The following is a 25,760-nucleotide window of genomic DNA, read 5'->3' as shown; positions in this document are numbered from 1 at the left end:
GACCATGCGCCGCAACCGCAGAGCAGCACTCGCCCTCGTCGCCGGCTCCCTCGTCCTCGCGCTCGCCGCCTGCGGCCAGAGCGGCGAGGGCGGCAGCAAGGAGACCAAGAAGGGCGGCAAGGGCTCCACCATCGGCATCGCCATGCCGACCAAGTCGTCCGAGCGGTGGATCAACGACGGCAACAACATGGTCAAGCAGTTCCAGGACCTCGGCTACAAGACCGAGCTCCAGTACGGCGAGGACAACGTCGACCAGCAGGTCGCGCAGATCGAGAACATGATCACCAAGGGCGTGGACGTCCTGGTGATCGCCGCCATCGACGGCCGCGCCCTGAGCGACGTCCTCAAGCAGGCCGCCGACCAGCACATCAAAGTCATCGCCTACGACCGGCTCATCCTCGGCTCGCCCAACGTCGACTACTACGCCTCCTTCGACAACGAGAAGGTCGGCGTGCTCCAGGCCTCGTACATCGTCGACAAGCTGGGGCTCAAGGACGGCTCCAAGAAGGGGCCGTTCAACATCGAGCTGTTCGCCGGATCGCCCGACGACAACAACACCCGCTACTTCTTCCAGGGCGCCCTCAAGACCCTCAAGCCCTATCTCGACAAGAAGCAGCTCGTGGTCCTCAGCGGACAGACCAGCCTCAACCAGGTGACCACGCTGCGCTGGGACGGTGCGACCGCCCAGAAACGCATGGACGACCTGCTGACCAAGGCCTACTCGTCGGCCCGCGTCGACGCCGTGCTCTCGCCGTACGACGGGATCTCCATCGGCATCCTGTCCGCGCTGCGCTCCGGCGGCTACGGGACGCCCGCCAAGCCCTACCCCGTGGTGACGGGCCAGGACGCCGAGGTGGCGTCGGTCAAGTCGATCATCGCGGGCAACCAGACGCAGACCGTGTACAAGGACACCCGGGCCCTCGCCAAACAGGCCGTGCAGATGGCCGACGCCGTACTGAACGGCAAGACCCCGCAGGTCAACGACGTCAAGACGTACGACAACGAGAAGAAGGTCGTGCCGTCCTTCCTGCTCGACCCGGTCAGCGTCGACAAGTCCAACTACCAGTCCGTCCTGGTGGACTCGGGCTATATCAAGGCGAGTGACCTGAAGTGAGCGCGCCCGCCCAGGAGGCGCCCGCCGTCCTTGAGATGCGCTCCATCGTCAAGACCTTCCCGGGCGTGCGGGCCCTGTCCGGCGTGTCCCTCACGGTCGCGCCGGGCGAGGTCCACGCGATCTGCGGGGAGAACGGCGCGGGCAAGTCGACCCTGATGAAGGTCCTCAGCGGCGTTCATCCGCACGGCAGTTACGAGGGCGACATCCTCTTCCAGGGGGAGCACTGCGCCTTCAAGGACATCCGGGCCAGCGAGGCGCGCGGGATCGTCATCATCCACCAGGAACTCGCGCTGGTGCCCTACCTGTCGATCGCGGAGAACATCTTCCTCGGCAACGAGCACGCCACCCGCGGCATCATCAGCTGGCACGAGACGCTCCGGCACGCGGCCCGGCTCCTGAAGCGGGTCGGCCTGAGCGAACACCCCGGGACCCGGGTCGCGGACATCGGCGTCGGCAAGCAGCAGCTGGTGGAGATCGCCAAGGCGCTGTCGAAGGAGGTGAAGCTGCTCATCCTCGACGAGCCGACGGCGGCGCTCAACGACGAGGACAGCGCTCATCTCCTGGACCTGATCCTGGAGTTGAAGGAGCAGGGCATCACGTCGATCGTGATCTCGCACAAGCTGAACGAGATCGCGGCGGTCGCCGACACCGTCACCGTCATCCGCGACGGCCGCACCATCGAGACCCTGGACGTGCGGGACCCGGCGACGACCGAGGACCGGATCATCCGGGCCATGGTCGGCCGCGACCTCGACCACCGCTTCCCCGAACGCACCGCGTACGACGGCGATCCGGGCGCGCACCCCGCACTCGACGTACGCGGCTGGACCGTGCACCACCCCATCGACCAGCAGCGCAAGGTCGTCGACGACGTGTCCGTGCACGTGCGGCGGGGCGAGATCGTCGGCATCGCGGGCCTGATGGGCGCGGGCCGTACCGAACTCGCGATGAGCCTGTTCGGCCGCTCCTACGGGCGCAACATCAGCGGCTCGGTGTGGAAGGACGGCCGCGAGATCCGCACCAGGACCGTCCCGGAGGCGGTCGCCCACGGCATCGCCTACGTCACCGAGGACCGCAAGCAGTACGGCCTGAACCTCATCGACACCATCGCCCGCAACATCACGACGGCCGCGCTCGGCCGGGTGGCCCGGCGCGGGGTGGTCGACGAGCACGAGGAGCGCCGGGTCGCCGAGTCCTACCGCCGGTCCATGAACATCAAGGCGCCCACCGTCTTCGAACAGGTCGGGCGGCTGTCGGGCGGCAACCAGCAGAAGGTCGTGCTCAGCAAGTGGATCTTCGCGGGTCCCGATGTGCTGATCCTCGACGAGCCGACCCGCGGCATCGACGTGGGTGCCAAGTACGAGATCTACACCGTCATCGACCAGCTCGCGGCCCAGGGCAAGGCCGTCGTCTTCATCTCGTCGGAGCTTCCCGAACTGCTCGGCATGTGCGACCGCATCTACACGATGGCGGCCGGCCGGCTCACCGGTGAGGTCGCGCGGGCCGAGGCGACGCAGGAAGTCCTGATGCGCCACATGACCACGAACAAGAGGTAGTCGCCATGGGTCCGGTCACCACCGACACCCCCCGCAGCGCCCCGCCGGCGCCCCGTTCCCCGCGCCCGGCGCCCGCCGCGCTGCTGCTCGGCGCGGCGCGGCGCAACCTGCGCCAGTACGGCATGCTCGTCGCACTCGGCCTGATCGTCGTGCTGTTCCAGATCTGGACCGGCGGGGTGCTGCTCAAGCCGAACAACGTCACCAACCTGGTGCTCCAGAACAGCTACATCCTGGTCCTCGCGATCGGCATGATGATCGTCATCATCGCGGGCCACATCGACCTGTCCGTCGGCTCGCTGGCGGCCTTCGTGTCGGCCGCGTGCGCCGTGATGATGGTCGAGCACCATGTGCCCTGGGTGCTCGCCCTGGCCATCGCGCTGGTCATCGGAGCGGTGGCGGGCGCCTGGCAGGGCTTCTGGATCGCCTACGTCGGCATACCGTCGTTCATCGTCACCCTGGCCGGGATGCTGCTGTTCCGCGGCGGCACCCAGATCCTGCTCGGCTCGCGCTCGCTCGGCCCGTTCCCCGACGGCTTCCAGAAGATCTCCACGGGCTACCTCCCGGCCTTCGGTCCGGACACCAACTACCACAATCCGACGGTCCTGTTGGGGCTCGTCCTGATAGCCGTCGTGCTGCTCCAGGAAGGACGCTCCCGGCGGCGCCAGCGGGCGTACGAACTCGACGTGCTGCCCCGGAGCCTGTTCGTCGCGAAGTGCGTGGCGATGGTCGCGGCCGTCCTCGCCTTCACGATGACCCTGGCCAGCTACCGGGGCGTCCCGGTGGTCCTGCTCCTGCTCGCCGCGCTGCTCATCGGGCTCGGCTTCGTGATGCGCAACGCCGTCGTCGGCCGCCATGTGTACGCGCTCGGCGGCAACCAGGCGGCGGCGAAGCTGTCCGGCGTGAAGGACAAGCGGGTCACGTTCTGGGTCTTCGTCAACATGGGCGTGCTCGCGGCGCTGGCCGGCGTCGTCTTCGCCGCCCGCCTCAACGCGGGCACCCCCAACGCGGGCGTCAACTTCGAACTGGAGGCCATCGCGGCCTCCTTCATCGGAGGCGCCTCGATGAGCGGTGGCGTCGGCACGGTGTTCGGCGCCATCATCGGTGGCCTGGTGCTCGGCGTCCTCAACAACGGCATGTCCCTGGTGGGCATCGGCACGGACTACCAGCAGGTCATCAAGGGGTTCGTGCTGCTCGCCGCGGTCGGCTTCGACGTCTACAACAAGCGCAAGGTCGGTTCGTGAGTCCCACCATGCCCCTTCCTCACCTCACCGAAGGAGTCGCTCCATGAACACCAGCAGACGTACGGTCCTGGCGGCGGGCGCCGCCGGCCTGGCCGCGACGACGGTGCTCGGCGCCGGCACCGCTCAGGCCGCGCCGAGCCGCTCCCCGTCGAAGCAGCACTTCGGCACCCTCGCCGACGGCACGGCGGTGGACGTGTGGACCGTCTCCAACGGCGGCACCCGGCTCCAGGTGCTGTCCTGGGGCGGGGTCGTCCACGCCCTCGACGTCCCGGACAGGCACGGCCACTCGGCCAACATCGCCCTCGGCTTCGACAACCTCGCCGACTACGTGGCGAAGAGCCCGTACTTCGGCGGCCTGATCGGCAGGTACGGCAACCGCATAGCTGCGGGGCGGTTCACGCTCGACGGCCACACCTACCAGCTTCCGCTCAACGACGGCGCCAACAGCCTGCACGGCGGAACCAAGGGCTTCGACAAGCAGATGTGGCGGGTGGAAGGGTTCACGCGCGGCTCGGAGACCGGTCTCGTCCTGACCCGGGTCTCCCCCGACGGCGAGATGGGCTACCCCGGCACCCTGAAGGTCCGCGTCACCTACACCCTCACCGCGCGCGGCGCCTGGCGCATCGACTACGAGGCGACCACGGACCGGCCCACCGTCGTCAACCTGACCAGCCACACCTACTTCAACCTGTCGGGCGAGGGCAGCGGTTCGGTCCACGACCACACCCTGGAGCTCGCCGCCAGCCGCTACACGCCCGTGGACGCCGCTCTCATCCCGACCGAAGAACAGGCACGGGTGGCGGGCACGCCGTTCGACTTCCGGCGCACCAAGCGGATCGGCCGTGACATCCGCGAGGGCGACGTGCAGCTGGTCCGCGCCAAGGGCTTCGACCACAACTGGGTCCTCGACAAGGGGATTTCGGCGTCACCCGAATACGCCCTGACCCTGTCCGACCCGGCGTCGGGCCGGGTGATGCGGATGTACACGACCGAGCCGGGCCTGCAGTTCTACAGCGGCAACTTCCTCGACGGCACCCTGGTGGGCACCTCCGGCCGCACCTACCGCCAGGGCGACGCCCTCTGCCTGGAGGCCCAGCACTTCCCGGACTCGCCCAACCACCCGTCGTTCCCCTCGACGGTGCTGCGTCCCGGCACGACGTACCGCACCTCCACGGTCCACTCGTTCTCGGCCCGCTGAGGCACCAGCGCACGGGTGCCGCCCGGAACCACCGGTCGGCACCCGTGCGTTGACGCTCCATCAGCCGCGGAAGGCGAATCCGGGGAGTCCGCGCCCCGCCCCCGGCACGACGAGCAGGGAGCCGGCGAGCGGGTGCGGTGCCGCCTGCCCCGTGCGGGCGCTCGTGATGTACAGGTCCGCGAGGTCCGGTCCGCCGAAGGCGCAGGCGGTGGGGCGCCGCACGGGCAGCTCGACCACCTGGTCGAGCCTGCCGTCGGCCGCGTACCGCCGCACCGCGCCGCCGTCCCACAGCGCCACCCAGACGCCTCCCTCCGCGTCCACGGTCAGCCCGTCGGGATGTCCGGCGCCGTCCTCGATCCGGACGAACACCCTTCTGTCGTGGGCCAGTTGCTGGTCGAAGTCGAAGACGTCGACGGTCCGGGTGGGGGTGTCGATGTAGTACATGAGCCGCCCGTCCGGGCTCCAGCCGGTGCCGTTGCTGACCGTCGCGTCGCCGAGCACGGTGGTCGCCGTGCCGTCCGGCGCGAGGCGCGTCAGGGAGCCGCCGCCGGGCGCCTCGTCGTAGCGCATGGTCCCGGCCCACAACGCCCCGTCGGGGGCGACAGCCGCGTCGTTGCCGCGCCGTCCGGGCACCGGCTCGCGCAGCAGCCAGCGGAAACCGCCCTCGACACCGTATGCCCCGATCCCGTCGCGGAGGTTGACGACGAGGCCGCCCCCGGCCCGCGGCTTGGCCGCGCCGACGTGCTGCTCGGTGGCCAGGACGGTGCGGCGGCCGGTGCCCGGCGCGTAGGTGTGGATCCGCGAGGAGAGGATGTCGACCCAGATGAGCCGCCCGGCCGCGGGGTCCCAGGTCGGCCCCTCGCCGAGCTCGGCCGCCTCCCGCACCGCGAGCTCGTACCTCATCGCACGCCCCGGTGGCCGAGGCGTACGGAGAGGTCGCCCGCGCCCTTGCGGGCGAGTTCGGCGAGCTCGGCCTCGCGGTCGCCGTTCCACCTGATCATGGGTACGGAGATGGAGAGCGCGGCGACGACCCGTCCCGTGCCGTCCCTGACCGGCGCCGCCACACAGCTCACGTCCGGGTTGGACTCGCGGTGCTCGACGGCGACGCCCCGGCCCCTGATCTCGGCGAGTGCGGCACGCAGGGCCGCGGGGTCGGTGATGCTGTCGGGGGTCATGCCGATGAGCTCACGCCCTTCGAGACGGGTGTCGAGCTCGGCCTCGGGCAGCGCGGCGAGCAGCATCTTGCCGACGGAGGTGCAGTGCGCGGGGAGCCTGCGGCCGGCCGCCGAGACCATGCGGACGGCGTGGGTGGAGTCGACCTTGGCGATGTAGATGACGTCGGTGTCCTCCAGGATCGCGACGTGCACGGTCTCGTCACAGGTCTCGGCGACCTCGCGGGCCACCTGCTGCCCCTCGGCCGCCAGATCGAGCTGCTCGGCGTAGCGGCTGCCGAGCTGGTAGGTGCGTACGCCGAGACGGTAGCGCCCGGGCTGTTCGGGCACCGGCGCCAGGTAGGAGCGGGCGGCCAGGGTGGTGAGCAGCTCGTGCACGGTGGTGCGGGGCAGTTGGAGCCGGCGCGTGACGTCCGGCGCGGAGAGGCTGCCCTCGCTCTCCAGGAAGAGTTCGAGGACGTCCAGCGCCCTGGTCACCGCGGGAACCAGTCGGCCCATGGCTCGGCCACCCACCCTCATTGTTCGAAACTCCGGCCAGCGGCCGGAATGGCGAACACAGGCTAACCACAGGGGTGTTCGCCCGGCAATGGGCCCGCGGCTACCGTCCGATCCGCACGGGCAGCCGCTTGAGGGCGTGCGACCTGAACGAGGTGCGCCAGGCGAGCTGCTCGGCGGGGCAGCCCAGGGCCAGCTCGGGGAACCGGCGCACGAGTGTGCCCAGGGCGCTGTGCAGCTGCATGCGGGCGAGCGCCGCCCCGAGGCAGTAGTGCATGCCCTGCCCGAGCGCGAGGTGGGCGGTGTCCGCGCGGTGGATGTCGAAGCGGTCGGGTTCCGGGTAGCGCTCCGGGTCGCGATGGGCCGCGGCGAGGCAGAGCAGGACCGTGTCGCCCGCCGGGACGGGCACCCCCGCGGGCTCGATCGGCTCGGTGGGGAAGCGGCGGATGGCGCTCTGGTTGGGGTGCACGTACCGCAGGAGTTCCTCGACGGCGCCGGGCAGGAGCCCCGGGTCGGCGCGCAGGGCGGCCAGCTGGTCGGGGTGGCGCAGCAGGGTGAGGGTTCCGCCGCTGATGACGTGCTGGGTGTTCTCGCTGCCGGCCATCAGGATGAGGAAGGCGAGCGAGACGAGCTCGTCCTCGCTGAGCCGGTCGCCATCGTCGCGCGCGGCGATGAGTTCGGACAGCAGGTCGTCGCCGGGCTCGGCGCGGCGGGCGGCCACGAGGTCGAGCAGGAAGCGGTGGATGTGCCCGATCGCCGCGACCAGGTCCTGGGGGCCGGCCGGATCCATCATGGTGGTGACCCAGCCGGAGAAGGCGTGCCGCTCGGATTCGGGCACGGCGAGGATGTCGCCGATGAGCGCGACGGGGAGCGGCTGGGCGAACGCGGCGACCAGGTCCACGGTGCCCTCCGCCGTCAACTGCTCGGCCAGAGCGTCGGCCTGCCGCTCCGACGCGTCCTCGATCCGCCGCCGCATCCCTTCGACGTAGCGCGGGGTGAAGGCCTTGGACACGAGCCGGCGCAGCCGCAGGTGGTCGTCGGGGTCGATGTTCAGGAGGTTGGCGTCCAGGGCGGGCGGCAGCGAGAACCCCTTGTAGCCGTTGCCCGCGCGGGCCTTGTTGACCGAGAGCCGGGGGTCGGTGAGCCCCGCGCGGACGTCCGCCTCGCGCAGCACCAGCCAGACCGCCGACCCGTCGGGCAGCCGGATGTGGTGGACGGGCCCTTCCTCGCGCAACCGCGCGTACGTCGCGTACGGGTCCTCGAAGTGGGTGGCGTCGAACGGCTGGGGAAGCGGCGGCTTCGCCTGAGGCTGTGTCACGAGGGGTCCTTGCGCTGTCCGGAGGGGCTACCCGACCGATCCTCCCCCGTCCCCGGTCCCGGCCGTCAGGCAGGGGTGGCCTTCTCCAACAGCCGCTCGATCCCGTTCACGACGCCGTCCGCCCGGGGTGGTTTGGTGATCAGCCGCCGAACCGCACGCTCAGGGGACGCCGCACCCCGAACACGAGGGTCTGCCCCGGCTGCGCCGCGTCGAGGAACTGATTCGGGTCGCACTCCGCGTCCTCGAACAGCAGGGCGGTGCTGTTCGTGCCGTTGTGCACGCTCGTCGCCTCGCCGCTGACGACGAAGCAGAAATGGTCGGGCGGATTGTCGATGCCGGTGACCCCGCCCGTGTCGGCCCGTACGTAACTGAACGTGCCCGTGGCTCCCTGCGCGTCGGTGGCGAATCCGGCCATGGCGACCAGCAGGGACAGCGCCGCCCCGGCCACGAGCCCCGCCCTTCCCCGGTTGAAGGTACGCATGTGAAGACCCCTCTCTCCGCGCGCCAACTCCCCGTGTGGCGCTGCACCTTGAGGCTCCCCCAGTGCGACGGGCGCCGGAAGCGGCCGCCACCCGGCGTCACCCGTACGGCGCAGCGCGCACCGACCGGGCCATCGCTCCCTTCGCTTCTTTCGAGCGGTTGCCCCCGGCATTTCCCCGGGACAACCATCGAAGGGCCACGAGGGGGTGCGTGCTCATGCACAGGCGACTCACGCCATGGAACGCCATGAAGAAGACCGAGAGGGGCGCGAAGACCACGGAGACCACACTCAGGATCGGGCGCGGGCCGGTGGTGCGCGGAGCGCCCGTGCGGCGCCTGGGAACGGTACTGGGCGGGGCGCTCGCCCTGATCGCCCTGCTGCCGTTCAACGCCCGGGCCGCCGACGGACAGTTCCCGTACATCCGCTTCGACACCGGGACGCAGACGGCGCTCTTCGCCCCGCCCACGGGGGTGTGCCTGGCGCTGGAGGGCGGCGCGTCACACGCGGCCAACGACACGGACGCCACGGCGTTCGTCTACGCGGACGGCGGCTGCTCCCAGCTCCTCGCGATCGTGGGAGTGGGCGGCAGCTGGGACGAGACGGGGCCCCCGCCCCTGCCCGCCCGCAGTGTCTCCTTCGGCTCCAACTAGTGCCGGACACAAGGGAGTTGCACCATGAAAGTTCTGCGACGGGCATGCAGAGTGCTCATCTCGGCGGCCGCCGTCGGCGCCACCGTCCTCACCCTGAACCCGGGGACTGCCTCGGCCGACACCCAGGGAGGCGCCGTCCGTTCGGGGACTGCGCCCAGCTACAAGTGGTTCACCTGGGACGACCTGAGCGTCGGTGACTGCCACCAGACCGGCGGCCACCTCCAGCTCTACGCCGACGGGAAACTGACGTTCAGCGCGACGACCTGGACCACGCGCACCTTCAGCGGTGACATCTGGCGCTCACGGTTCAAGCTGAACGACGCGTCGGGCCGGACGATGTACACCACCGGGACGTTCAACAGCCCGACCATGTGGCCGAGCAAACACCACGACTACACCGTGCACGGCACGTTCGAACCGAGCGTCTACAACGCCATCTCGCGGGTCGTCCAGCACTCGGAGTGCTGAGCCCCGCACCGGCCGGCGGCGCTGTGCTCCCCGGAGCACAGCGCCGCTTTCGCGCGTTCCGCCGCGCCGCGTTGGGGCGGACGGGTGATATCCGGCGGGTTCCACGGCGGGGCGCGGGCACGAGGGTGGGCGGACATGAAAGGGAGTCGGACAGAGCTCCGCTTTGTATGACAATCTTCCGAACCAGAGGAACGCACATGCCCGCCCCAGCAGCACTCCCCGCCCTCCCCAGCCCGCCGCGCAAGCGGCTCCTCGCCCTCGCGGCGCTCGCCGCCGCGGGAGCCTCCGTCATCGGCGCGCCGACCGCCTCCGCCGCTCCCGGCGACAACGGCGACATCAAGATCCACGCGTTGGGCACGGCCTTCACCGACCAGCGCAACGAACCGAAGGTCTGCGGTTTCTACCTCGACGCCTTCAACTTCGACGTCGCCCAGGGCATCACCTGGACCATCTCCCCCCAGCCCGCCAGAGCGGGCGGCGCCACCCTGTCCGGCAGCATCCAGCTCGCCACCGGGCTCGGGCACACCGCGCCGCTCACTCTCCCCGACGGGCAGTACAAGCTCGTCTGGAACATCACCGGCGGCAACGGCGCGGGCAAGCAGAAGGTGTTCAAGGTCGACTGCACGCCCACCTCCGCGAGGTCCGGCAGCACACCGCAGGGCGGGGTGCCCGCGGGCGGCGGCGGTCTCGCCGAGACTCCGGGCGTCCCGCAGGCCGGAGCCGTGGCGGGGGTGGGGCTGGTCTCGGTCGCCGGGGTGCTCTACATCCGCCGCCTGCGCCGCCGCCCCGATGGCGCAGCGTAGACGCGCCTCCACCGCCCGGCACCGGACGCGCGCCTACCGCCTGACGAGGACGGCGGCGCTGGCCGCGTCCCTGGTGGCGGGCGGCGTCTGGTGGGCGCAGAGCGACGACCAGGCCGTACCCGCGCCCGCCGTCGCCTCCGGGCCGCGGTTCGGCGCGGCGGCGCACGCGCCCGCGGGGGACAGCCGGGGCGCGGCCTCCCCGCGGCCCGCGACACCCCCGCGGCCCCTGCCGCCGTCGCCCGCGGTGTCGCTCGCGGTGCCCCACCTCGGCATCGAGGCGCCGGTCGTCGCGCTGGACCTGGACGGCCAGCGGCACCTCAGCACGCCGCCGGTGGACGACCCCAAGGTGGTGGGCTGGTACCGGGGCGGGCCGTCCCCCGGGGAGTCGGGAACCGCCGTGGCCATCGGCCATCTCGACACCCGGACCGGGCCCGCCGTCTTCGCGGGCCTCAGGGCGCTGCGCCCGGGCCGGTCGGTCGAGGCCCGCCGCACCGACGGCCGGATCGCCGTGTACACGGTGGACAGGGTCAGGACGTACGAGAAGACGCACTTTCCCGACCAGGAGGTGTACGGCGGAACGGGCCGGCCGGAGCTGCGGCTCATCACCTGCGGCGGGCGGTTCCACGCGAAGAGCGGGTACGAGAGCAACCTCGTCGTCTTCGCCCACCTCACCCAGGTCCGCGCGCCCGCCGCCCACCGGGCGTGACCGGGCCTCTTCCGCGACCGCCCCAACGGGCGGCCGGAAAGCGCCCCTTGGCGTTCCGGTGACGTTCCGTGGCTATTGACACTCCTGTCAATGACATGGACATTACTAGTCGCTCATCCGACTCCCGCGCCGCCCCACCCGCGCGGCCGGGAGCCGTGCTCCACCCCCCACCCTCGTCACATCCCTGACGCACGGTCCTGGAGGAGCCACATGAAACGCCGCAGAACCGTCCTGGCCGCCGCCTTCCTCGCGGCCACCGCCGGGCTCGCCCCGGTGCAAAGCGCGCAGCCCGCCACCGCCCGTCCCGCCCGCACCCCCGCCCCGGACGCCCCGCACCGCGGCACGGTCTCCGGGGTCCGCACGCCGGGCCACGACCCCGCGCGGGACCGTGCCGTGGCGGCGCTCAAGAAGGGCCGCGACGCCTCGTTCCGCAGGAACCAGGCCGAGCCCACGCACAACTGGTGGGGCGTCTTCCCCCAGCCGGGCACCCACGACGGCATCACCGCGACCCACACCGTGGACCCGTCCTACCGGGTGAGCGACGCCGACAACTTCACCTACGCTCCGACCACCAAGGCCCAGAACTCGTGCATGGAGGTGGTCACCGCCTACTGGAACAGCGGCAACGAGATATGGGCCTGGGACTGGTGCGGGGCGGGCGGTCCCGCCAAAACGGTCGCCGTCGACGCGGCCTTCAAGGCGAAGTACACCCGGCCCGCCGGAGACGAACTCGCCTACAGCGTCCAGCTCGTCCGCGACAGCGCGTCCACCAACAGCTGGTCGTCCTATCTCTACAACTACCGCTCGGCCCAGTGGGAGTTGCTCTACCGCCAGTCCGGCCAGGACCAGAGCGGGCTCGACCACGGCTGGGACATGTTCGAGATATACGCGAGCGTGAACCCGTCGACCGGCGTGGGCTACTACTGCACCGAGGCCCGCACCACCGTCTTCGACAGCAGCGCCATAGAGCTGCGCCACAACGGCGTCTGGAAGCCCGCGAGTCCGTCCGACTCGCCCTGGACCGATCAGAACCCCTCCGGCCAGGACTTCCTGTGCCCGTCCCTGAACTTCGTCCAAGCGGGCGCCGACGACCACTGGACGGTACGCCAGTAGCCGTCGGCGGGCGGCCGGGCTCAGCCGAGCCGGAAGGTCGCCTCCACGGGGTAGTGGTCGCTGGGCGAGCGGGTGTCCAGCTGACCGGGGGCCCAGCCCGCCTGCGGGTCGAAGTCGGACGTGACGGCGGGCAGGGCGGAGGGAACCGGGCGGCCGGGCGCGTTCAGGTACCCGAGGTAGTCCAGGTTGTCGCGGTAGTCCTTGGGGAAGGTCTCGACGTCGGCCATGTACTGGCACCAGGCCGACACCGAGCAGTCCATGGTGGTCGGCGAGGTCCCGGCGGCCGGGGTGTTCAGGGCGCCGCCCACCGCGCTCTGGGCGTTGGCGAAGTCGCCGCGCGCCTGGCCGTGCGTGTACTCGACGTTGAGGTCACCTCCGAACAGGACCGGGGCCGAGGAGCCCACGATGCCGTTGGTCCAGTCGCGGATCTCGCCGAGCTGGCGCAGCCGGGTGGCCTGGGTGGTGTCGGTGGCGGTGTTGGACTGGTCGGCCTGGAGGTGCGTGCCGACCACCCAGGTCTTGGTGCCATTCTTGTCGATCTGCGCGAGGGCCGCGCCCTTGTTGGCGTTGTAGTCCCAGGTCCCGGACGTGGAGTTGCTGAAGACGTGCGCGTACTGGGCGGTGATGGGGTACTTGGAAAGGATCATCGTGCCGCCGTTGATCACGAACCACGAGCTGGAGCAGTTGCCGCTCACACCGTTCCAGCCGCCGCCCGAACACGTCTGGCCCACGACCGGCGTGCGGTAGGGGTAGAGGTCGGCGAGCTTGGCGGATATGTCGTCGGTGGAGGCGTGGTTGAACAGCTCGTCCAGGATCACCACGTCCGCGCTGTGCTGCCGGATGATCGACTCGACGACCGGGGTGCGCTGGGCGGCCTTCTCGTTCTGCGTCGAGTCGACGATCGCGGCGCCCAGGTCGACGTTCCACGCGAAGACGGACAGCGTGGGGGCGCCGTCGGCGGCGCCGGCCGCGGGGGCGAGCAGTACCGAGCCCCCGGCCAGGGCGGCCGCTGCGGTGAGGGCGGTGAGGGCGGAGGCGGTGCGGGGCACGCGCATGGGGAGGCTCCTGATGGTCGCTCAGCGGTGGGGACGGCGGAACTGTAGCTACCGACGAGTACATCCGGAAGAACTGCGGCTGATCATTCCATGGCGGCGCGATGTCCCGGTGATCACCGCACGGCCGCCCGCCGCGCGCCCCGGGCAGCTTTTCCCCGCACGGCACTAGGAACCTCACGTCCGTCTCGCTACCCTCCGCGCATGATTTCCACGGTTGTCTGGGGTACCGGCAATGTCGGCCGTGCGGCGATACGTGCCGTCGAGGCGCATCCGGCGCTGGAACTCACCGCCGTCCTGGTCCACGACCCGGCCAAGGTCGGCCGCGACGCCGCCGAACTGGCCGGTCTCGACGGCCGGTTGGGCGTCCTCGCGACCGACGACGCCGCCGAGGTGCTCGCCGCCCGCCCCCGGGCCGTGGTGTACGCGGCGTCCGGCGACATCCGGCCCGACGAGGCCCTGGCCGACGTCGTACGCGCCGTGGGAACGGGAGCCGTGGTGGTCACCCCGGCCCTGTACCCGCTCTACGACCACCGCGGCGCCCCGCCGGAGTTCCGCGACCCGGTGCTCGCCGCCGTCGCCGAGGGCGGCGGGTCGCTGTTCGTCTCGGGCGTCGACCCGGGCTGGGGCAACGACGTCCTGCCGCTGCTGATCAGCGGGCTCGGCACCACCGTGGACGCGATCCGCTGCCAGGAGATCTTCGACTACTCCACGTATGAACAAGAGGAGTCGGTCCGGTACCTGGTCGGCATGGGGCAGCCCATGGACTACGAGCCCCTGATGCTCGCCCCGTCCGTACCGACCATGGTCTGGGGCGGACAACTCCGCCTGATGGCACGGGCGTTGGGCGTTGAACTCGACGAGATCCGCGAGACCATGCACCGCCGCGCGCTCGACACGACGGTGAGCACCCGCACGATGGGCACCTTCGACGCGGGCACCCAGGGCGCGGTGCGGTTCGAGGTGCAGGGCATCGTCGAGGGCGAGGCCCGCATCGTCATCGAGCACGTCACCCGCATCCACCCCTCCTGCGCCCCGGACTGGCCGGTGCCGCCCGGCGGCGGTGACGGCGCGCACCGGGTCGTCATCGAGGGCCGCCCGCGCATCGAGGTCACCGTGGAGGCGAGTGACGAGGGCGAGAACCGCTCCGCGGGCGGGAACGCCACCGCGGTCGGCCGCCTGGTGAACGCCATCGACTGGCTGGTGACGGCGGGGCCCGGACTCTACGACGCGCTCGACGTCCCGCTGCGCCCGGCAGTCGGCAGACTCGGAAGGAAGCAACGATGAGGATCGACATCCCCGAGGGCCAGGAGCCGATCGGGTACGTGTGGGGCGACATGGTCCCCGGCATCGGCATGGCCGCCGCGAACTTCTCCCTGTCCGTGTACACCCATACGACGCTGGGACTGCGCGAGTTCGAGGCCGCGCGGCTGCGGATCGCGCAGATCAACGGCTGCCGGTTCTGCCTGGACTGGCGCACGGACCGGGACGGCGAGAAGGTCGAGGAGACCTTCATGGACGCGGTCACCGAGTGGCGCACCACCGACGCCTTCGACGACCGCACCCGGCTCGCCGCCGAGTACGCCGAGCGCTACGCCCTCGACCACCACGGCCTCGACGAGGAGTTCTGGGGCCGGATGACCGCGCACTACAGCCAGGCCGAGATCGTGGAGCTGAGCATGAGCATCGGTTCCTGGCTCGCGTTCGGCCGGCTCAACCACGTGCTCGGCCTCGACTCCGTGTGCGTGCTGCCCACGCACTGAAAGGGGGCCGCCCGGCGTCCCGGGCGGCCCCGCGTTCGCGCCGTCACGTGAGATCGGCGGCGATGATCTTCTCGATGTTCCGTTCGGCGAGCGCCGTGATGGTGACGAACGGATTGACACTGGTGTTGCCCGGGATGAGCGAGCCGTCGATGACGTACAGGCCCGGATAGCCGTACAGACGGCCGTAGTTGTCGGTCGCCCTGTTCAGGACCGCGCCGCCCAGCGGGTGGTAGGTCAGGGTGTCGTTCCAGATCTTGTAGGCGCCGAACAGGTCGGTGCGGTAGATCGTGCCCTCCGTCGCGTTGATCTTGTCGAAGATCGTCTTGGCCATGTCGATGGACGCCTGCTTCCAGGCGGTCTGCCAGTCCAGGTCGACGCCTCCGGTCGCGGGGTTCCAGGAGAAGGTGCCGCGGTTGGGGTTCTTGGTGATCGACAGGTAGAAGGAGGCGTACGTCTCGATGCCGGTGGGCAGCGGCGCGACCTCGGCGAAGGCGCCTCCGGCGGTCCAGTTGTCGATGCCGCCGCACGGAATGGCCGCCTGGACCGTTCCGGTGGGGTCCCACAGGTAGTTGGCGCGGCCGCACATGACGTTGCCGTTGTCGCCCCAGCCCCGGCCCACCTCGCCGTTGAGCCGCGGGAGGGCGCCGGTGGCCTTCAGCTTCACCAGGAGCTTGCTGGTTCCGACGCTGCCGGCCGCGAAGAAGACCTTGTCCGAGGTGACCGTCTTGGTGGCCGTGACGTCGCAGTTGGTGTTGAGCTGCTCGATGACCACCGTGTACCCGCCGCCCGGGCCGGGGGCGACCGAAGTGACCCGGTGCAGGGGGGAGATGGTGACCCGGCCGGTCGACCTCGCCCGGGCCAGATAGGTCTTCTGCAGCGACTTCTTGCCGTAGTTGTTGCCGTACAGGATCTCGCCGGCGACGGCCGACTTGGGCACCGTGCCGGCCGCCTCCTGCTTCATGTAGTCCCAGTCGTACACGTCGGGGACGAACTGGAAGGGGAAGCCGGAGCGCTGGGCCTGCTTGCGGCCGACGCGCGCGAACTGGTAGCAGTCCACGGTGTCGAACCAGGCGGGGTCGATGAGACCCGAACCGAGCCCGGCGTTGGCGCGCGGGTAGTAGGTGTTGTACATCTCGTCGGGGTTGACCGACGGGAGGATGGCCCCGAAGTTCTCGCGCTTGGGCGTGACGGCCATGCCGCCGTTGACCAGCGAACCGCCGCCCACGCCGCGGCCCTGGTAGACGGTGATGCCGCTGAAGTCCTCGGCGTCCAGGATCCCCGTGTACCGGGGAATGTCCTTGTCGATCGGGATGCCGAAGAAGTTGCTCAGCGGCTGCTTGGTCTTGGTGCGCAGCCAGTAGGAGCGGTAGTCCGGCGCGGTGGTGTTGCAGAAGATCTTGCCGTCCGGGCCCGGGGTGTCCCAGGCCATGCCCATCTCGATCATCTGCACGTCGACGCCCGCCTGGGCGAGGCGCAGGGCGGCGACCGAGCCGCCGTAGCCGGTGCCGATCACGAGGGCCGGAACGTGGGCGCCGTCACCGATCCGGGCGGCGGAGGCGGCGGTCGCCGCGTGGGCGGCGGAGGCGTGACCGAGAAGAGCGGCCGCCCCGAGAATAGAACCTGTTCCAGCGATGAATCTTCGCCGCGAAACACCCTGGGAACCCGGAGATTGCATGGTAGTGTCACTCATGTGACATTCCTCACTCTCGATGGAGTGAGAACAGGTTCTACTGGCGCTTGCCTGATAAGTCACTACATACCGATAGGTAATTTGTGGCCGATTACCGGCCCTCCTCCAGCGCGAGCAGCGCCGCTCCCCCGAAGGTCTCCCCGCGGTCGAGCACCGCCGTGGCGAGCCCCGCCCGGGACATGCACGCCGTCAGCCGGGCGACGACCTCCTCCCAGCGGGCACCCCCGCGCCGTACCGGCCGGGCCACACCGTCGACGCCGATGAAACACGGCACCAGCCCGCACCGCCCGATGCCGTCGCCGTCGCCGTCGCATTCCACGATCGCCACAGCGGTGATCCGGGCGCTCGGATGGAAGGGGAAATCCGGACTTCCCGGACGCGGGTAGAACCCGTACTCGCCGAACGCCTCCGCCAGCTCGCGCGGAGCGGCCCGGTCCACGTCGACGCCGAGCGCACGCAGGTCGTCGGGGAAGCGGGGCATGTCGAAGACGATGTGACCCAGCCCGTAGAACACCGGTGTCCCGTCGACGAACCCGGCCCCCTTGAACAGGTGCTGGTGGTGGCCCAGGACGAGATCGGCGCCGGCTCCCGCCAGGAGCTCGGCGCACAGGCGCTCGTGATCGGTGAGCACCCACGGCCGGGTGTGGTCACCCCAGTGCACGCTCACCACCACCAGATCGGCCTGCGCGCGGGCTCGCACCACGGCCTTCTCGACGCGCGCCCAGTCGCCCTCGTCGAGGACCGACACGACCTTGGCGGGCAGCCCGGGACACACGTGTCCGGGCAGCGGTGCGGCGTAGCAGTCCTCGGCGCGCAGCGGCGCCACCCCCGCTGCCGCCGGGCCCGCCTGGGTGTTCACGGGCAGCACCGACGTGCAGGCCACCACGGCGACCCGGATCCCGCCCACCCGCACGACGGCCGGTGCGAGCGCTTCGGCCAGCGAGGCGCCCGCACCGACCGGCTCGACGCCCCGCGCCCTCAGGGTGGCGAGGGTGTCGTCCAGACCGCCCCGGCCGGCGTCCATGGCGTGGTTGTTGGCCACCGACATCACGTCGAACGCCGACAGCGGCGCGGCGTTCGCGGTCGCCACCACGGTCGAGGCCGTCATGCCCGGGAGCGGGGAGTGCCGGTCGGTCAGTACGCCCTCGAAGTTGCCGAAGACGAGGTCGGCGGCCTCCAGGACGGGCGCCACCCCTTCCAGCGCCCGCTCCGGCCGCGCGCGGTCGACGAGCACGTCGCCGACCGCGGCGATGGTCCTGACGGCCCTCACGGCGTCCCCTCAGATCCGTGCGGCACGGTCGGCCACGGCGTTCCACAGCGTGTGGCGGGCGGCCAGGGCGCGGCGCACGGCGGCCGCGCACTCCTCCCACTTGGCCTCCTCCTGGCCGCACAGGTCGATCAGCATCTGCATGGCCATCGGGGTGTGCTGCTCCCCGTCGATGTCGATGTGGCGGACCAAGTAGTCCTTGAACGCGGCGAGTTGACGTTGGGCGCCCTCGATCCGCAGGACGCGTTCGAACATGTCGGGGATGAGGTCCTCGCGGCCGAAGGCGAAGGCGGCCGCCCGGGCGTGCACCGGCGCGGACTCGATGATGCCCCAGGTCTCCTCGACGAAGTCGGCGGCGGCCTGCGGTGCCCCGGCGAGCTTGAGCGCCTCGCGAACGGCCGTGCCCGCCGTGAGGTGGTCCAGGAAGGAGCGGATCGGCGCGGTGTCGGCGCCCGCCTCGTCCATCGCGCGCAGATAGAGCTCGAAGTGGCTCAGGTAGCCGCTCCCCACCTCGTCGCTCTCCTCGGTCAGCACGATGTCGTTGATCAGGCGCCGGCTGGTCGGCGGACCCTGCGGGACCCACGGCACGCTCACACAGGTGAGCTCGCGCTGGAGGCTCTTGAGCAGGGACATGAAGTCCCACACCGCGAACACGTGGTGCTCGAGGAACACCCGGATCCGGTCGAGCCGGTCGAGCCGGGGGTACATGGGGTGGTTCACGATCAGCGTCCGCTCGGCGGCGATCGCCTCGTTCAGCCGGGTAAGCCCGGGGTGCGTGCGGTTCCACTGGTAACGGTCGTTCGTCATGTTTCACTCCGGTGCAGCGGTCGGGACGGTGTGAGGGTGTCGAGACGGGCGCGGATGAGGCCGAGCGCCGAGCGCCAGGTCTCCGCGTCGTCGGTCCGCAGGCCAAGACGGGCCAGCTGTTCGTGCGGCGGGGCGCTGCCGCCGGTGCGCAGGAAGGCGGTGAAGTCCCGCCCGAACGCCGCGGGATCGTGCCCGCGCAGTTCGTGCAGGCCCACCGCGGCGAGCCCGGCGTAGGCGTACGCGTAGTTGTAGAAGCGGCTCCGGAACAGGTGGGGAATGCACATCCAGCCGAGCCGGTGCAGCCTGCCCAGGGTGAGGGCGTCGCCGTAGCACTCCCGGTGCGCCCCCTGCCAGAGGTCGCCGAGCAGCCCGGCGTCCAGGGCCCGGCCCGCGCGCCGCAGGTCGTACGCCGACTGCTCGAAGGAGGTGATCACGGCCTGCCGGAACACGGTCGTCACGCAGCGGTCCACCCAGTGTTCGGCCGCGCGGGCCGCCCGCTCGGCGTCCCCCTCGGTGGCCATGAGGTCGAGGACGGCCAGTTCGGCGAAGCAGGCGGGCACCTCACCGAGGGCGGTCGGGGCGTCGAAGACGAGCGTCGGCTGCGCTTCGGCGGCCAGTGTGAAGGCGGCCGCGTGGCCCAGTTCGTGGGCCAGGTCCAGGACGTCGCCGGGCCGGCCGTCGAAGCCGACCAGGACGAAGCAGGTCCGCTCGGAGGGGACGGGCAGCGAGAAGGTGCGCGACACCCGCCCCGCCCGGGGCACCGCGTCGACGCGGCCGGCCTCCACGATCCGCCGGGCGGTCGTGGCGAACTCCGGTGAGATCCTCGCGAACGCGGCGAGGACGGTGTCGACGGCGGACGCGAGGTCGACGCGGACGTCCGCGAGGAGCGGCGCCCGTTCGTCCCAGGGGGCCAGCGGCCCGCCCCCGAAGAGCCGTGCCTTGTGCCCCAACCACCTTTGCGCCAGGCCGTGTTGGGCGGTGATCTCGGCGAGCATGCCGTCGACCTCCGCGGTGTCGAGGCAGTTCTCGAAGTCGCTCATCGCCCGCGGGCCGGGCAGCCCCCGCAGCGCGTCCACGGCCAGCCGGTCGGCGACCAGCGTGTCGTAGGCGAGGGCGAGGGTGGCGGCGTTCCGTTCCAGGCCGCGCACCAGCACGTCGTGGGCGGACCGCCGGACGTCGGCGTCCGCGTGCGCGAGGTCGCCCCAGGCCTCGTCCAGCGGCGACTGGAGCCGGTCGTACAGCAGCGCCCAGGCCTGCGCCGCCGGCTCACGGGCGGCGAGGGCCGCCTCCTGCCCCGGTGCCAGCAGATGCGCGCCCGCCCGCCGTACGGTGCGCAGCAGATGGCGGTAGGGGGCGAGGGCGGGGGCCAGGAGCAGATCGGCCACGCGCTCCTCGGGCAGGTCGCGCCACTCCTCCTCGAAGAACCCCACCGCCCGCTCGACGGCCTCGGCGGCGGCCTCGGACGCGAGGGCGAGCTCCGCGCCGCGCTCGCCGTGGACGTCGAGGGCCTGGTGCAGCGACGCGTACGCCACCAGGTGCGTCAACCCCGCGCGGGTGTGGCCGAGTTCGGCGAGCAGACGGGCCAGGTCACGCGGGCCGAGGCCGCCGACCCGGCCGCGCCAGCGCTCGGCGCAGCCCCTGGCCCGGGCGGCGACCGCCTGACCGGTCGGCGGCGGGGCCAGGGCGGCCAGGTCCCACCTCACGGCCGCACCTCGGGCCGGGTCGCGCGCAGCGAGAACAGCAGGGGCAGTTCGCCCTCGACCCGCTCGGGCAGCCAGTACCGGCCGTCCGCCCGCCGCTCCAGATAGGGCAGCACCGGGAACCAGACCGAGGGGAACTCGTGCAGGAAGTCGAGCCGCAGCCCGGCGTCGAGCACGCTGGTGACGATGGCGCCGAGCGAGTGGGCCCAGGTGTAGCCGGACTCGGTGACGTCGTCGGCGGAGTCGGCGTAGGTGCCCCCCAGCTCGTGCGCGATCGGTCGGTCCCGGTCGAAGTACGGGTAGCGCAGTACAGGTCCCCGCGTGGCGTCGTCGAAGTCCAGGGTGTGCACCACGGGGTGGTACTCGGCGACGTACAGGACGCCGCCGGGCGCCAGGAGGCGGGCCGCCGCGCGGGCCCAGCGGGCGATGTCCGGCAGCCAGACGACCGAGCCGAACGACACGTACACGATGTCGAAGCGGCCGTCGAGCTCCGCGGGCAGTTCGTACACCTCACGGCACAGGAACTCCGCCGGGACACCAGCCGCGCGGGCCAGTTCCCTCGCCTGGGCGATGGCCTGCGGGGAGAAGTCGACGCCGGTGGCGCGGGCGCCGCGGCGCGCCCAGCTGAGGGTGTCGAGGCCGAAGTGGCACTGGAGGTGGATCAGTGAGCGTCCCGCCACCTCCCCCACCTCCTCCGCCTCGAAGGGCTGAAGGGTGCTGCGACCCGCCAGGAAGCCCTTGACGTCGTAGTGGTCACTCCCGACGTGGAACCCGGTCCAGTGCTCCCACAGTTCGCGGTTGCGATCGATGCAGTGCTCCGCGTCCGTGGGCGCCAGGGTGGTGACGCGTGCCGTACGCATGGCGGCCCCTCCCCCGGTCAGGCCGCCGCGCGCGGGGCGCGGGGGCGGGCGCAGACGGGGCAGTCGGGCCGGCGGCTCCACCGCTCGGACTCGCGGGGCAACCCGTCGTCGAAGAAGACCTCGATCAGGCGGCCCTGGGACAGCGGCGGCGCGATGCCGGTGGCGAGGCGGACGACCTCGGCGAGGACGTGCGCCGTGTAGAGGGTGACCAGCGCGCCGAACGCCGACATGTCCTCGGGGAAGCGGGGCTCGGTGGTGGCGTCGGCCCACTCGGTCTTCTTGGCCGCCAGGTCGGCCGAGAACCGGTCGTTCTCGGCGACGTCAGCCTTCCAGCACTCCACACAGCCGGTCACGCCGGGGATCATGGTGTAGTACGCGATGCGACGGCTGTCCACGCCGCCGGTGATCAGGGTCGCTCCGGCCCTGACGCACGCCTGGTTGATCCAGTTAACGACCTGCATCTTGGGCATGTCGACGGCGGACAGGACGAGTTCGCGGCCCTCGACGACGGCGAACGCCTCGTCGGGGCAGCCGATGTAGGTGGCCCGGGTGTCCAGCTTCACGAGCGGGTCGTAGGCGCGGATCCGCTCGGCGGCCACCTCGATCTTCGCCCGGCCGAGGTCGCTCTCGCGGTAGAGGATCTGCCGGTTGAGGTTGGACAGCTCCACGGTGTCGAAGTCCACCACCCGGATGTCGCGCACCCCGAGCCCGACGAGGTCGTACAGCATGTGGCTGCCCACCCCGCCGAGGCCGAGCAGGACGACGCGGTAGTCGCGCAGCTTGCGCTGGAGTTCGTACTTGCTCGTCGCCAGGTCGCTGTAGTTCTCCAGGAAGCCGAGGTTGCGCTTCCAGCGTTCGAGGTCGTGGTCGTCGAGGCCGGTCCGCGCCGCGCCGTCCTCCAGGAGGCCCGCCCGGTCGAACTCGGCGACGCCCGAGGCGACTTCGGCCGCGCTGATGTCGCGTCCGGCCGCCCGGAGGTCGCGGTGCACCTCGGCGACGGTCCGGGTCCCGTCGAGCAGGCCGGCGAACTGCTCGACGGCTCCGTCCGCGTCGGCCAGCTCCAGGCACTTCCCGGGCAGCTGGATGTAGATCTGGTCCGCCACGCGGTACACGGGCAGGGTCGGTTTGATCCGTGGCTTGGGCTGGTTCTGCGGCATGGTGCCGCCCCCCGTTGTGACTCGGTCTGGTGTGGACGGGTGCGCTGTTCCTCGCTGGGGACCGGGGGCCGGGCGGGAGGTGCCCGGCCGCCGGGGCGGGCGCGCGAAGGAGTTCCGCGCGCCCGCGATCGGTGCATCAGGTGGCCACGGCGCGGCCGGCGATGCTCGTCTTGCGGGTCTTGAAGACGATCGACATGGTCTTTCACCTCCCTGGAGTCGGTGTGCGGCTGGACGGATCCAGCGTGCGGGCCGACCGGGGGCCGGGGGTATTGGCACATACCCCAGGTACGGCGCCGCTCAGGCGAGGGCCGCGCGCACGACGGCGCTGGCCAGAGCGGCGCGGGAGGGCACACCGAGCTTGGTGAAGGCGTTGGACAGATGCATCTGGACGGTCTTCTCGGTCACCTGGAGCCGCTGAGCGATCTGACGGTTCGTCAATCCCTCGCTGACCAGGGCCGCCACCTCGCCCTCGCGGCGGGTGAGCGACGCGAGGGCGCCGGGCCGCTCGGCGTCCCGCGGCGGCCGCGCGGCGATCCTGCGCCGCTCGGTCGACGCGCTGCGGGCCAGCGCCCGGGCCCCGCAGGTCGCGAACGTGCGCTGCGCCGCGGCCAGTTCGGTGACGGCCCGGCGCCGCTCCCCGCGCGCGGCGAGCGCGCCGGCGGCCGCCAGGCGGGCCCGTCCGGCGTCGATGACCTGACCGACCGCCGCGAGCCCGTCGTAGGCGGCCGCCGCGTTCGCGTACCCGCTCTCGGGCCGCTCGGCGGCGCGCACCTGGGCCAGGGCGAGCTCGGCGAGGCCGGTGCGTCCGGGCAGCCCGAGCGGCCGCGCCGCGGCGACGGCCCGCCCGGCCCACCGGCGGGCGGCGTCAAGGCCGCCTTCGGCCAGGGCCGCGCGGCAGAGCAGCTCGCACCAGTCGACCTTCGACCACGCGTCCACCGCGGCCAGCCGCGGACCGCCCGCCTCCTCCAGCACGGCGCGGCAGCCGTCCGTGTCGTCGGCCGCGAGCCGGGCCTCGGCGAGCGCGCGGGCCGCGACCGCCCCGAACCATCCGCCGCCCGCGGCCCCGTCCTCGCGCGCCCGTGTCCCGGCCCGCAGCGCGCCCTCGACGTCCCCGGTCGCCACCGCCGTACGGCACACCATGGCCAGGGCCCCGCCGAGGGCGTCCTTGGCCCCGCAGCGGGCGGCCGTCTCCACGGCCTCCGCGGCGGCGGCCGCGGCCTCCTCCAGCCGCCCCGACGAGCGGGCGGCGAAGGACTGCGCGACGAGGAGGTGGGCCAGGGCCACCTCGCGTCCCGTAGCGCGGGCGAGGGCGAGCGCCCGGTTCAGGTGGCGCAGCGCCGCCCACGGCCTGCCGAGCATGGTCTCGCTCCAGCCGAGCCACACCACCGTGTCGAGCCGCTCGGCCAGCTGCCCGTCGAGGAGACCGTCCACCAGAGTGGCGGCCGAGGCGCAGTGGGCCTGGGCCGGGCCGATCGCCCCGGTGTGCACCCCGGTCAGGGACAGCAGCCCGTGCGCGGTCGCGGCGAGCGTGTGGTCGCCGCGCCGTTCGGCCTCTTGGAGGGCGCGCTCGGTCCGCGCGGTACAGTCACCGGCTCTTCCTTCGGCCAAGTCGCCACCCGCCAGGGCGAATTCGAGGATCCCCCTCGCTGCCGTGTCGTGCGACACGGGGCCGTGGAGCGCGTTGACGAGCAGCGAGCGGGACTCGGCGCGCCGCCCGAGCGACCGCTCGACCAGGGCGCAGGTGGCGACGGCCTCGGCATAGGCTCCGGCCGGTTCGCGGGGCAGCGCTTCGAGCACCGTGTGCAGCAGTTCGCGGCTCTCGCGGAGCCGGCCGACCGCGCCGAGCAGCCGGGCGAGGCGGAACTGGAGGCGGGCGCGCTGCACCGGGGCGTCCGCCGGAAGCAGCCGCAGGGCGGTGCGCAGCCAGCGCAGCGCGCTCTCCGGCTGCCGCAGCCGCATCAGATGGGCCGCCTCGGCGAGGACCCGCACGGCCTCGCGGTCTCCGGGGCGCGCGGCGTGTTCGACGTGGCGCGCCCGGGCCGCCGGGTCGGCCTGACTGCTCGTCAGGGCGGTGGCGACGGCGGTGTGTGCGGCGACGCGCCAGCCGGGCAGCGCGCCGCGATAGACCACGTCGCGCAGCAGCGGGTGCCGGAACGCGAAGGCGCGCGGCGCTGCGATCGGCCGCACCAGGTCCTCGGCCACGAGTTCGTCGATGGCGGCGAGGGCGGGCAGTTCGCCGAGCCCCGCCGCGCCGGCGACGAGTTCGGAGGTGAAGGTCTCCCCCACCACCGCCGCGGCCCGGGCCACTTGGCGGGCGGTCGCGGAGACCCGGCCCAGTTCGGCGCCGACCTCCGCCTCGAAGCGGGCCGCGGCCTCCTCGCCCGTGGCCCGGGCGTGCTCGCCTGTCCGTGCGTCCGCCAGGAGCCGCAGGTAGAGCGGGTTTCCGCCCGCCTGCAGCGTCAGCGCGTTCAGGTCCGCGCGCTCGCCGCCGAGCAGTTCGGCGGCCGCGCCCCGGCCGAGCGGGCCGAGCGCGAGGCGCGCCCATCCGACCGGTCCCGACGACGCGTTCAGCGCCAGCGCGCGCAGCGGGGGCGGGCTCTGCCGGGGGCGGTGCGCGAGCGCGAACAGCACGGGCGTGCCCGGCGGCCGCCGCAGCAGGTCGTCGAGGACGGCCAGGCTTGCGTCGTCGGCCCAGTGCAGGTTGTCGAGCAGGACCACCAACCCCGCCCCCGGCGGCGCGGCCGCCTCAAGGGCCTCGCGCACGGCCTCGGCCGAACGGCCGCCGGTCAGCGCGCCGAACAGGTCGCACGGTCCCCCGCGGCTCGCCGTCGCCGCGCCCCTGAGCACCGGCCGCCCGAGCGCGCCCGCCATCCGCTCGAGCTCGGCGAGCAGCCGGGTCTTGCCCATCCCCGGATCGCCGGTGATCTCCACCGCGTGGACCCCGCCGTCGCAGAGGCGCCGCAGCACCCCGCGCAGAACGTGACGTTCCCGTTCCCGTCCCGCCAACGGCTCAGCTGACATCGTCACTTGTGCCTTCCCCCGTCCCCACACGCCACCGTCGCGTCGCCGGGCGGCCCGGGCGACGCCCGTTCCAACACCTTGGATACGGCCGCGGGGGCGCCGGTGTTCATCCCGATCCGGGCACCGGG

Annotated in this window: 23 protein-coding genes; 11 read left to right on the top strand and 12 right to left on the bottom strand. The window is 72.1% G+C overall.

Annotated elements, in window-relative coordinates:
• Nucleotides 1-4: 4 nt before the first annotated feature.
• From chvE to AC07F3_RS04435, 4 genes are read left to right on the top strand one after another with little or no spacing between them, the layout of a single operon-like run.
• Nucleotides 5-1,114: a multiple monosaccharide ABC transporter substrate-binding protein gene (gene chvE, locus AC07F3_RS04450; protein WP_479110340.1), complete on the top strand. Its 1,110-nt coding sequence runs from the start codon at nt 5-7 to the stop codon at nt 1,112-1,114.
• Nucleotides 1,111-2,670 carry a multiple monosaccharide ABC transporter ATP-binding protein gene (gene mmsA / locus AC07F3_RS04445; protein WP_479110338.1) on the top strand — a complete coding sequence of 520 codons (1,560 nt, stop codon included), beginning with the start codon at nt 1,111-1,113 and terminating at the stop codon, nt 2,668-2,670. The genes chvE and mmsA overlap by 4 nt, the downstream gene beginning before the upstream one ends.
• Before the next feature lie 5 nt (nt 2,671-2,675).
• Nucleotides 2,676-3,911 (top strand): multiple monosaccharide ABC transporter permease, encoded by a 1,236-nt coding sequence (mmsB, locus tag AC07F3_RS04440; protein ID WP_479110336.1) that lies wholly within the window; start codon nt 2,676-2,678, stop codon nt 3,909-3,911.
• Between the two features lie 43 nt (nt 3,912-3,954).
• A complete protein-coding gene (locus AC07F3_RS04435) occupies nt 3,955-5,109 on the top strand; it encodes an aldose epimerase family protein (protein ID WP_479110334.1) in 1,155 nt (384 codons plus the stop codon).
• Between the two features lie 60 nt (nt 5,110-5,169).
• Here the strand turns inward: AC07F3_RS04435 and AC07F3_RS04430 are convergent, their stop codons facing one another.
• The 4 genes from AC07F3_RS04430 to AC07F3_RS04415 form a co-directional block, all read right to left on the bottom strand.
• The gene (locus AC07F3_RS04430) at nt 5,170-6,012 is read right to left on the bottom strand and encodes an SMP-30/gluconolactonase/LRE family protein (RefSeq protein WP_479110332.1); all 843 of its coding nucleotides are present in this window, start codon (nt 6,010-6,012) and stop codon (nt 5,170-5,172) included.
• Nucleotides 6,009-6,779, bottom strand: coding sequence for an IclR family transcriptional regulator (locus AC07F3_RS04425; RefSeq protein WP_479110330.1), 771 nt, complete (start codon nt 6,777-6,779; stop codon nt 6,009-6,011). The genes AC07F3_RS04430 and AC07F3_RS04425 overlap by 4 nt, the downstream gene beginning before the upstream one ends.
• Before the next feature lie 100 nt (nt 6,780-6,879).
• A complete protein-coding gene (locus AC07F3_RS04420; protein ID WP_479110328.1) occupies nt 6,880-8,094 on the bottom strand; it encodes a cytochrome P450 family protein in 1,215 nt (404 codons plus the stop codon).
• A gap of 139 nt (nt 8,095-8,233) precedes the next feature.
• Nucleotides 8,234-8,575 carry a hypothetical protein gene (locus AC07F3_RS04415; RefSeq protein ID WP_479110326.1) on the bottom strand — a complete coding sequence of 114 codons (342 nt, stop codon included), beginning with the start codon at nt 8,573-8,575 and terminating at the stop codon, nt 8,234-8,236.
• Between the two features lie 245 nt (nt 8,576-8,820).
• Between AC07F3_RS04415 and AC07F3_RS04410 the strand changes: the two genes are divergently transcribed.
• The 5 genes from AC07F3_RS04410 to AC07F3_RS04390 all read left to right on the top strand — a co-directional run bounded on the left by AC07F3_RS04410 (nt 8,821) and on the right by AC07F3_RS04390 (nt 12,315).
• Nucleotides 8,821-9,225 (top strand): hypothetical protein, encoded by a 405-nt coding sequence (locus AC07F3_RS04410; RefSeq protein WP_479110324.1) that lies wholly within the window; start codon nt 8,821-8,823, stop codon nt 9,223-9,225.
• A 24-nt stretch (nt 9,226-9,249) separates the two neighbouring features.
• Entirely contained in the window at nt 9,250-9,693 is a 444-nt protein-coding gene (locus AC07F3_RS04405) for a DUF6294 family protein (RefSeq protein ID WP_479110322.1), read from the top strand.
• Nucleotides 9,694-9,890: 197 nt separating this feature from the next.
• Complete coding sequence (locus AC07F3_RS04400; protein WP_479110320.1) at nt 9,891-10,496, top strand: hypothetical protein; 606 nt, start codon at nt 9,891-9,893, stop codon at nt 10,494-10,496.
• Nucleotides 10,483-11,202 (top strand): class F sortase, encoded by a 720-nt coding sequence (locus AC07F3_RS04395; protein ID WP_479110318.1) that lies wholly within the window; start codon nt 10,483-10,485, stop codon nt 11,200-11,202. The genes AC07F3_RS04400 and AC07F3_RS04395 overlap by 14 nt, the downstream gene beginning before the upstream one ends.
• A gap of 210 nt (nt 11,203-11,412) precedes the next feature.
• Nucleotides 11,413-12,315, top strand: a complete 903-nt coding sequence (locus tag AC07F3_RS04390; RefSeq protein WP_479110316.1) for a carbohydrate-binding protein — start codon at nt 11,413-11,415, stop codon at nt 12,313-12,315.
• Between the two features lie 20 nt (nt 12,316-12,335).
• Here the strand turns inward: AC07F3_RS04390 and AC07F3_RS04385 are convergent, their stop codons facing one another.
• The gene (locus AC07F3_RS04385) at nt 12,336-13,370 is read right to left on the bottom strand and encodes a sphingomyelin phosphodiesterase (protein WP_479110314.1); all 1,035 of its coding nucleotides are present in this window, start codon (nt 13,368-13,370) and stop codon (nt 12,336-12,338) included.
• 201 nt (nt 13,371-13,571) lie between these two features.
• On the opposite strand from AC07F3_RS04385, the gene AC07F3_RS04380 reads away from it, so the two are divergent.
• Both AC07F3_RS04380 and AC07F3_RS04375 read left to right on the top strand, forming a co-directional pair.
• The gene (locus tag AC07F3_RS04380) at nt 13,572-14,654 is read left to right on the top strand and encodes an NAD(P)H-dependent amine dehydrogenase family protein (RefSeq protein WP_479110312.1); all 1,083 of its coding nucleotides are present in this window, start codon (nt 13,572-13,574) and stop codon (nt 14,652-14,654) included.
• Complete coding sequence (locus AC07F3_RS04375) at nt 14,651-15,130, top strand: carboxymuconolactone decarboxylase family protein (RefSeq protein ID WP_479110310.1); 480 nt, start codon at nt 14,651-14,653, stop codon at nt 15,128-15,130. The genes AC07F3_RS04380 and AC07F3_RS04375 overlap by 4 nt, the downstream gene beginning before the upstream one ends.
• Nucleotides 15,131-15,173: 43 nt before the next feature.
• Here the strand turns inward: AC07F3_RS04375 and AC07F3_RS04370 are convergent, their stop codons facing one another.
• The 7 genes from AC07F3_RS04370 to AC07F3_RS04340 all read right to left on the bottom strand — a co-directional run bounded on the left by AC07F3_RS04370 (nt 15,174) and on the right by AC07F3_RS04340 (nt 25,632).
• Entirely contained in the window at nt 15,174-16,820 is a 1,647-nt protein-coding gene (locus AC07F3_RS04370) for a GMC oxidoreductase (protein WP_479110309.1), read from the bottom strand.
• 91 nt (nt 16,821-16,911) lie between these two features.
• A complete protein-coding gene (locus AC07F3_RS04365) occupies nt 16,912-18,090 on the bottom strand; it encodes a CapA family protein (RefSeq protein ID WP_479110307.1) in 1,179 nt (392 codons plus the stop codon).
• A 9-nt stretch (nt 18,091-18,099) separates the two neighbouring features.
• Nucleotides 18,100-18,894 carry a DUF3050 domain-containing protein gene (locus AC07F3_RS04360; RefSeq protein ID WP_479110305.1) on the bottom strand — a complete coding sequence of 265 codons (795 nt, stop codon included), beginning with the start codon at nt 18,892-18,894 and terminating at the stop codon, nt 18,100-18,102.
• Nucleotides 18,891-20,597, bottom strand: a complete 1,707-nt coding sequence (locus AC07F3_RS04355; RefSeq protein ID WP_479110304.1) for a M3 family metallopeptidase — start codon at nt 20,595-20,597, stop codon at nt 18,891-18,893. The genes AC07F3_RS04360 and AC07F3_RS04355 overlap by 4 nt, the downstream gene beginning before the upstream one ends.
• The gene (locus AC07F3_RS04350; RefSeq protein WP_479110302.1) at nt 20,594-21,454 is read right to left on the bottom strand and encodes a class I SAM-dependent methyltransferase; all 861 of its coding nucleotides are present in this window, start codon (nt 21,452-21,454) and stop codon (nt 20,594-20,596) included. The genes AC07F3_RS04355 and AC07F3_RS04350 overlap by 4 nt, the downstream gene beginning before the upstream one ends.
• Before the next feature lie 17 nt (nt 21,455-21,471).
• Nucleotides 21,472-22,611, bottom strand: coding sequence for a HesA/MoeB/ThiF family protein (locus tag AC07F3_RS04345; protein WP_479110301.1), 1,140 nt, complete (start codon nt 22,609-22,611; stop codon nt 21,472-21,474).
• Between the two features lie 297 nt (nt 22,612-22,908).
• Entirely contained in the window at nt 22,909-25,632 is a 2,724-nt protein-coding gene (locus AC07F3_RS04340) for a helix-turn-helix transcriptional regulator (RefSeq protein ID WP_479110624.1), read from the bottom strand.
• Nucleotides 25,633-25,760: the final 128 nt, after the last annotated feature.

Source organism: Streptomyces sp. NPDC045846, from assembly GCF_056431605.1.
This window is presented reverse-complemented; position numbering and strand designations above follow the sequence as displayed.

Excerpts from the sequence above, each read along its gene's own strand:
- AC07F3_RS04345 (WP_479110301.1), bottom strand. The coding sequence starts at position 22,611 with ATGCCGCAGAACCAGCCCAAGCCACGGATCAAACCGACCCTGCCCGTG.
- AC07F3_RS04385 (WP_479110314.1), bottom strand. The coding sequence starts at position 13,370 with ATGCGCGTGCCCCGCACCGCCTCCGCCCTCACCGCCCTCACCGCAGCG.
- AC07F3_RS04340 (WP_479110624.1), bottom strand. The coding sequence starts at position 25,632 with ATGTCAGCTGAGCCGTTGGCGGGACGGGAACGGGAACGTCACGTTCTG.
- AC07F3_RS04360 (WP_479110305.1), bottom strand. The coding sequence starts at position 18,894 with ATGACGAACGACCGTTACCAGTGGAACCGCACGCACCCCGGGCTTACC.
- AC07F3_RS04350 (WP_479110302.1), bottom strand. The coding sequence starts at position 21,454 with ATGCGTACGGCACGCGTCACCACCCTGGCGCCCACGGACGCGGAGCAC.
- AC07F3_RS04370 (WP_479110309.1), bottom strand. The coding sequence starts at position 16,820 with ATGAGTGACACTACCATGCAATCTCCGGGTTCCCAGGGTGTTTCGCGG.
- AC07F3_RS04380 (WP_479110312.1), top strand. The coding sequence starts at position 13,572 with ATGATTTCCACGGTTGTCTGGGGTACCGGCAATGTCGGCCGTGCGGCG.
- AC07F3_RS04430 (WP_479110332.1), bottom strand. The coding sequence starts at position 6,012 with ATGAGGTACGAGCTCGCGGTGCGGGAGGCGGCCGAGCTCGGCGAGGGG.
- AC07F3_RS04425 (WP_479110330.1), bottom strand. The coding sequence starts at position 6,779 with ATGGGCCGACTGGTTCCCGCGGTGACCAGGGCGCTGGACGTCCTCGAA.
- chvE (WP_479110340.1), top strand. The coding sequence starts at position 5 with ATGCGCCGCAACCGCAGAGCAGCACTCGCCCTCGTCGCCGGCTCCCTC.
- AC07F3_RS04415 (WP_479110326.1), bottom strand. The coding sequence starts at position 8,575 with ATGCGTACCTTCAACCGGGGAAGGGCGGGGCTCGTGGCCGGGGCGGCG.
- AC07F3_RS04375 (WP_479110310.1), top strand. The coding sequence starts at position 14,651 with ATGAGGATCGACATCCCCGAGGGCCAGGAGCCGATCGGGTACGTGTGG.
- AC07F3_RS04435 (WP_479110334.1), top strand. The coding sequence starts at position 3,955 with ATGAACACCAGCAGACGTACGGTCCTGGCGGCGGGCGCCGCCGGCCTG.
- AC07F3_RS04390 (WP_479110316.1), top strand. The coding sequence starts at position 11,413 with ATGAAACGCCGCAGAACCGTCCTGGCCGCCGCCTTCCTCGCGGCCACC.
- mmsB (WP_479110336.1), top strand. The coding sequence starts at position 2,676 with ATGGGTCCGGTCACCACCGACACCCCCCGCAGCGCCCCGCCGGCGCCC.
- AC07F3_RS04400 (WP_479110320.1), top strand. The coding sequence starts at position 9,891 with ATGCCCGCCCCAGCAGCACTCCCCGCCCTCCCCAGCCCGCCGCGCAAG.
- AC07F3_RS04410 (WP_479110324.1), top strand. The coding sequence starts at position 8,821 with ATGAAGAAGACCGAGAGGGGCGCGAAGACCACGGAGACCACACTCAGG.
- AC07F3_RS04405 (WP_479110322.1), top strand. The coding sequence starts at position 9,250 with ATGAAAGTTCTGCGACGGGCATGCAGAGTGCTCATCTCGGCGGCCGCC.
- AC07F3_RS04395 (WP_479110318.1), top strand. The coding sequence starts at position 10,483 with ATGGCGCAGCGTAGACGCGCCTCCACCGCCCGGCACCGGACGCGCGCC.